The 6,619-nt window shown below is 70.8% G+C and carries 3 protein-coding genes; all 3 read left to right on the top strand.

From position 1 onward, the window contains the following. Positions 1-1,137 precede the first annotated feature (1,137 nt). The 3 genes from cas3 (at position 1,138) to casB (ending at position 6,559) form a co-directional block, all read left to right on the top strand. Positions 1,138-3,981, top strand: coding sequence for a CRISPR-associated helicase Cas3' (gene cas3, locus ACWEPF_RS10570; RefSeq protein ID WP_452172292.1), 2,844 nt, complete (start codon positions 1,138-1,140; stop codon positions 3,979-3,981). Between the two features lie 212 nt (positions 3,982-4,193). Beyond that, positions 4,194-5,792 carry a type I-E CRISPR-associated protein Cse1/CasA gene (gene casA, locus ACWEPF_RS10565; protein ID WP_452172291.1) on the top strand — a complete coding sequence of 533 codons (1,599 nt, stop codon included), beginning with the start codon at positions 4,194-4,196 and terminating at the stop codon, positions 5,790-5,792. Next, a complete protein-coding gene (casB, locus tag ACWEPF_RS10560) occupies positions 5,789-6,559 on the top strand; it encodes a type I-E CRISPR-associated protein Cse2/CasB (protein ID WP_452172290.1) in 771 nt (256 codons plus the stop codon). The genes casA and casB overlap by 4 nt, the downstream gene beginning before the upstream one ends. Positions 6,560-6,619: the final 60 nt, after the last annotated feature.

Raw genomic sequence — 6,619 nt, 5'->3', positions numbered from 1 at the left:
CCACAACCACCTCCGCGATCACAACCTGGAAGCAGCCTGCCGCGCAACAGACGAAGGATCAATTACCCGGCCAAGGAACCGAGACGAGCCACTAGATAGAGCCGCGCGGCTGACCCCCGCGCTTGCGGGGAGGACCATCTCGGTGCTCTCCACGGGGTCGGGGACGGCGGCTGACCCCCGCGCTTGCGGGGAGGACGCGGCGAGGGCGGCGAGGTCGATGTAGCCGAGCGGCTGACCCCCGCGCTTGCGGGGAGGACCAAAGCGAAGTTGCGGGGGGCTCGCGCCTGATCGGCTGACCCCCGCGCTTGCGGGGAGGACCCTTCGCGACCTGCGGCGCGACAGTGCCTTTGCTGTTTCTTTGCCTGGGTGTTGGTGGTGCTGTGTTGTCAAGGAGCGGTCGTCAGCGTGCCATGAGCTGATCCAGTGTTTTGGGTGCCCTGCCTGTGGCAGGGCACCCAAAACACTGTCGACGTTGTGTCAGGCGCCGTGGCGCAGTTGGAAGTACCAGCCACCTGCGGCGCCCAACACCGTACAGGCGGGGGTGAGGAAGAGCCGGAGCCTGGGGCGCTTATGGAGGGTGAAGGTCAGGGTGCCCACCTTAAGCGAGAAGTAGGGCTGCCGAGTGGTGGCGGGGGCCTTGGCTGTGGTCACGAGGTGTGCACCGCCTGGCTGGCTGTGGCGTCGGCGGTCTGACGGCCTGGCGCTGTCGTGTTGGCCCGGTGCCAGGCCACGGCGGCTGACCCCCGCGTCTGCGGGGAGGACTCCGGCAGCACCTGCCGTGCGACGGTAGTCAGCGGCTGACCCCCGCCTACGCGGGGAGGACCACTCGCCCTTGTACCGGCCTCAGGTCTCCTTCGGCTGACCCCCGCCTACGCGGGGAGGACAGCGAGCGAGGGAGCAGCACCATGAACGACGACGGCTGACCCCCGCCTACGCGGGGAGGACCCTTCGCGACCTGCGGCACAGCAGTGCCTTTGTCACTTCTGTGCCTGGCTATTGGTGGTGCTGTGTTGTCAAGGAACGGTCGATATCGTGCCACGGTGTGGGGGCGGCGGTTGTGGTGGGCTGTTGTCAGTGGGTGGTGGTAGCTGTCTGTTCATGAGTGCTGTGCGGGGTGTGGTGGGGGGTTCCGGCGGGATGGTGCCGGATGTGCGGTTGGCGGGGAAGCGGGACGGTCTGCCCGCGGCGTACCCGGTGATCTGTCATCTGCTGGATGTCGCGGCGGCGGCGGGGGCTCTGTGGGATGGGCTGCTGAGTGAGCGGATGCGGGTGCGTCTGGCGGATGAGCTGGGTGTTTCGTTGGGGATGGCTCGTCGGATGGTGATGTTGTGGGCGGGCTTGCACGATGTCGGGAAGATCATTCCGGAGTTTCAGGAGCGGATCGCCGACGGGTCACTGCAGCACCTGGCGGGGCCCGGGTACGAGGCGGGTCCGCGTGGTGAGTTCTTGACCCACCAGGATGCGACGCACTGGTCGTTGGTGGAGTTCTTCGAGGGCTGCGGGTATGGGCGGGTCGACACGTTGGTGAAGTCGTCGCCGAGCCATCAGATCGCACAGCTCCTCGGTGGCCACCACGGCTCCTTCAGTCCGGTGTTGCAGAGCGCGCAGTTGAAGGCCCCGGCGAAACACCAGCCGGGGCTTGGGATTGGGGCCGGCTGGCGGGAGCAGCGGTTGGTGCATGCGGAGGTGGTGCGTCGGCTGACGGGGGCTGGTGGGGTTCCGAAGAAGGTGCTGCCGGGGTGGGCCGCGGTAGTGGTGGCCGGGCTGGTGGTGGTCGCGGACTGGCTGGCGAGCCAGGAGGAGGTGATCGTCGACCGGATGCCACCCGAGGGGTGGGTCGCGGGGGAGCCGGAGCTGGGCGGGCACTTCGAGGCGGCGGTGGGGGTTGCCGACGGGTGGGTGCGTGAGGCTGGGCTGGGGCGGGCGGTGTTCGAGAAGCGAACCTTCGGCGAGCAGTTCGACTTCAAGGCGAATCCGCTGCAGAAGAGCCTGGCCGAGGACTTGCCGAAGGTACTGGCGGAGGCGAGAGCGGGAGCGAAGCCAGAGGCTGGCGCTGGTGTCGGGTCGGGCCTGCTCCTGGTGACGGCGCCGACGGGGGACGGGAAGACGGAGGCGGCGCTGCACGCGGCGTCGGTGCTGGCGCGGTCGTCAGGTGCGTCGGGGTTGTACTTCGCGTTGCCGACGATGGCGACGGCCGACTCGATGTTCAAGCGGGTCAGGAAGTTCTCGGGGCGAAACGTCGGCGGGGACCGGGCGCTGGCATTGCTGCACAGCATGGCGTGGCTGAGTCCGGAGTACGCCCTGCCGGCCCAGGTGGTGGACGGCTCTCGGGTGCTGGCCGACCTGGAGGCGAGCGAGTGGCTGCGGACGGGTAAGCGCGGGCTGCTGGCGCCGTTGGCGAACGGCACGATCGACCAGGTACTCGCTGGTGTGCTGCCGCTGAAGTACGGGTTCCTGCGGTTGTTCGGCCTGTCGGACAAGGTGCTGGTCGTGGATGAGGCGCACGCGTACGGGCCGTGGATGCACAGCCTGCTGGTGCGGCTGCTGCAGTGGCTGGGTGCGCAGCGGGTGCCGGTGGTGTTGTTGTCGGCGACGTTGACGGGGTCGGTGGCCGCGTCGTTGGTGAACGCGTACCGGCGGGGGGCGGGGCACCGGGTGCCGGCGGTGGTGGAGCCGTGCTACCCGGGGTGGTTGTTCGTGGACGCTGCGAGCGGGGAGGTGTCGAAGCCCCGCGAGGTGAAATCGGAACGTGAGCGGACGTTGCACGTCCGGACGGTGCGGGTGGAGTGGGACGTGCGGGCCGAGCCGGGTAGCGCGGTGGCTGCGGGTGGGCGGCGCGAGGTGTTGCGGCGGCTGCTGACTCCGGTGGCGGCTGAGGGCGGGTGCGTGCTGGTGGCGTGCACGACGGTGGACGAGGCGCAGCGTACGTACCGGGATCTGCAGGCGGCGTTGCCTGAGTTGGCGTGCCGGGACGGGGGCTTGCGGTTGCTGCACTCGCGGTTCCCGGCGTTCGAGCGGGAGCGGATCTCGGGAGAGTGCGAGGCCGCCTACGGGAAGCCCGTAAGCAAGGAGGCGGCGGCCGGGGTGCGGACGGGTTCGGTGCTGGTGGCCACTCAGATCGTGGAGCAGTCGCTGGACTTGGACTTCGACCTGGTGGTGTCCGACCTGGCGCCGTTGGCGCAGCTGCTGCAGCGGGCAGGCCGGGGCAAGCGGCATGAGCGGGAGGGGCGGCCCGGTTGGTGCCGCGCCGATGGCGCGGAGTTGGGGGATCCGCGGTTGGTGGTACTGGAGCCGCTCGGCGCGGATGGAACGGTGGCCGCGCCGCGCAGTTGGGGGACGGTGTACGACGCTTCGCTGTTGCGGCGCACCAGTGTGTTGCTGGGCCGGCCGGGGTCGGCGGCGATCGCGGTGCCCAGGGACGTGCAGCGGTTGGTGGACGAGGTGTACGCCGAGGACTTCGGCGCCGGTCTGGACGATGCCGCGAAGCGGGAGCTGGCCCGGATGGACGCCGAGCGCCTCGCCGGCGAGGTGGCTGAGGGCCAGTTGGCTGACTTCACGGCAATCCGGCCGCCGTACGAGGTGAGGGGGGATCTGTCGCTTCTCAGTCAGCGGCCGGTGGCGGAGGAGTTGCTGACGACCCGTCTGGGGGCGGACAGCGGCAGGGTGGTGTGCGTGTACGTGCAGGAAGGCAAGCGAACCCTGGACGCCGAGGGCAGGGTGCCGGTGCCGGGGGAGGGACCGGGCGGTGGCCGGATGGGGCGGGAGGAGATCGCGCTCGTCATGCGGCACACAGTGCCGCTGCCCGGCCGCTGGCTGGAAGGAGCGGGGGAGGGGTGCGCGGTGCCGGATGCCTGGAAGAAGTGGCCTGTGCTCGCGGGGCTGAAGGTGCTGCCGATGCGGCAGGACGGTCAGGGGGCGTGGAGCTGTGTGGTTGGGGGGCGCGCGATGTCGATCTCGGACATCGGAATTTCCTCCAACTAGCTTTTCAAACACCACACTTCCGCTAGGTTTGGATACGCCGTACCGGGAAGGGCCAACTGCCCTTCCCGGCAACGGTGTTGCCCCCCGCTCGCGCGGGGAGGAAGAACGCCGTCGTGGGCTGCTCCAAACCCCACACGGCTCACCCCCGCTCACGAGCGGGGACCGCGCAGAGCCTACCGATCGCCACCATCCCCTGCCTCGCCGGAGGCCGCATGTCCAGCGCACCAGCCCCGACGTTCAACCTGTTCGACGAGCCGTGGATCCCCGTCCGATGGCTCCCTGCGGCAGGGCCTGCCGGCAGTCACCCGCCCGAAGTGGGGCTGCGGGAACTCCTCCTGCGGGCCCACGAGATCGAGCAGATCGCCATCGCCGTCCCGCCGGCCCTGTCCGCGCTCTACCGCGTCCTGTACGCGATCACGGCCCGCACCACCGGCCTGGACGAGGCCTACAAGGACGACGAGGACGACGACTGGTCGGAGCGCCGCGACGCGCTCACCGAACAGGCCGGCGGTGCCGGCCGGATCGACCCCGCCCGCGTCGAGGCCTACATCGAGAACTGGCACCACCGCTTCGACCTGTTCGACCCCGAGCGCCCGTTCCTGCAGGACCCGCGGCTCGCCCGCCAGTGCGACCCGGCGAACACCGCCGGCGTGGACAAGCTGATCACCACCCGGCCCGCCGGCAACAACCACGCCTGGTTCCAGCACGTCGACAGCGCCAGCCCTGACCTGCCCACCCCCGCCCAGGCCATCCTGCACCTGCTGGTGTGGCACTACTACGGGCCGTCAGGACGCTGCTCCAGCCGCACCGTTGACGGGGTGAGCGCAGCCAACAGCACCGCCGGCCCCCTGCGCGGCAGCCTCTCCTACCACCCGGAAGGCACCTCCCTGTTCGAGACGCTGCTGGCGGGACTGCCGGAGCCCGGACAGGACGACGACCCGGCCACCGACCTGTGCCCCTGGGAGCAGGAGGAACTGCCCCACCCGATCAAGGCGCCGCTCGCTCTGCGCGGGCCGTGCTCAGGGCTGACGGCCCGCTCCCAGCACGCCCTGCTGCTGGTCCCTGCCGAGGACGGCCGAAGGGTCCAGGACGCGTTCATCACCTGGGCCTGGCACACCGGCAAGGTCCCCCGCGTCGGCGACCCCTACCTGATCTGGCAGACCAGCAAGGAAGGCAACCCCTATCCGCGGCCCGCCGACGCCCACCGCGCGCTGTGGCGCGACCTGGACGCCCTGCTGCTGAAACACCCGCCGGGATCGGCCAAGCCCCAACAGCCGGACGTGTTCCGGACGGCGGTGGAGGTCTCCGAGTACCTGCGGGTGCGGGCGCTCGGCTTCGAGCAGGACGGCCAGGCGAAGGACATCACCTTCGTCGACGCCACCACCCCGCCCGTGCTCGAACTCGCGGAGAAGGACGACGACGAGGGCCAGGCGGTGATGGTCGGCCGGCTACGGGTCGCCGGCGAGCTGTATGGCCGGCGTCTGGAGCGGGCGGTGAACAAGGCCTGGGCCCAGTTCAGCGACGCCCCCAAGGTCCGCGACTGCACCTGGACCGACGAGGCGGGCGCCCGTTACTGGCCCGCCGCCGAGGCCGAGTTCTGGAAGCGCGTCGCCACCCGGGACTTCGACAACGCCGCCGCCTCCTTCCGCAGGCTGGCCGAGCAGGCCTACGACACCGTCACCCACCGCGTCACCGCGACCCTGCGCGGAGCCAAGGCGTGCACCGCCGCCCGCATCGAGCTGTACGGCGGCCCGGTGAAGTCCATCCCGAAGAGCGGCGGCCGCCGCACCCCCAGCACGGAGACCCCATGAGCGACACCGCTGCCGACACGGCAGCCACCCCCGAACCGACCCCAGCCCACAACCCCGGTGCGAGCGGCGGCACCACTCCGTCGCTCGGCCGTGCCCGGGCCTTCACCACCTGGATCGACAAGCGCAGCTTCGAGGACCCCGGCGTGCGTTCGGCCCTGCGCCGCGGTGTCGGCAAGGACATCGATGCCGTTCCCTTCATGCACCGCTACGTCGCCTCCTGGCTCACCGACGCGCAGGCCCGCGACCTGGACGTGCAGCGCGCGCACTACACCGTCGCCTCCCTCATCGCCGTCCAACGCCGCGATCAGTACGCAGCCGCCCACACCCCCAGCACTTTTAACGTGGAGACCGGCAGCGAGAACACCCCCGCCACCGCCGCGCCCACGAGAAACCCGGCCAACCGCACGCGCAGCCTCGGGCACGCCTTGGCGGACGGCGTCGCCCGGGGAGCAGCCGGCAACGGGCTGAGGGAGTCCAGCGCGGAGACGCGCCTGGGCATGCTCACCCGGCAGAGCCCCGAGGGCCTGCACCGCCACCTGCCCGGGGTGGTGCGCCAGTTGCGCTCCAGCGGTGTGGAGGTCGAGTGGGCGCAGTTGCTCGTCGACCTGGCCAGGTGGCGGCGTCACTCCGGCGAGGTCAAGCGTCGGTGGTTGCAGGACTACTACCGGGCGCGGCAGGCCGACGGCGTGGCCCGGGCCCGGGCCGCCGACGACCAGGCCGATGACCAGGTCGCCGGGCAGGACCCGGAGGGGACGACCTCTGCCTGACCTGGCCGGCGGCGAACTGCCTGCTGCCCTTCTGCCGGTCGTGGCCGGCACCGACCGACC

This window comes from Kitasatospora sp. NPDC004289, from assembly GCF_053602875.1.
The sequence above is the reverse complement of the archived record's forward strand: the minus strand, read 5'-3'. Positions and strand labels throughout refer to the sequence as shown.

Coding starts and splice junctions, on each gene's coding strand:
- casB (WP_452172290.1), top strand. CDS start 5,789: ATGAGCGACACCGCTGCCGACACGGCAGCCACCCCCGAACCGACCCCA.
- cas3 (WP_452172292.1), top strand. CDS start 1,138: ATGGTGCCGGATGTGCGGTTGGCGGGGAAGCGGGACGGTCTGCCCGCG.
- casA (WP_452172291.1), top strand. CDS start 4,194: ATGTCCAGCGCACCAGCCCCGACGTTCAACCTGTTCGACGAGCCGTGG.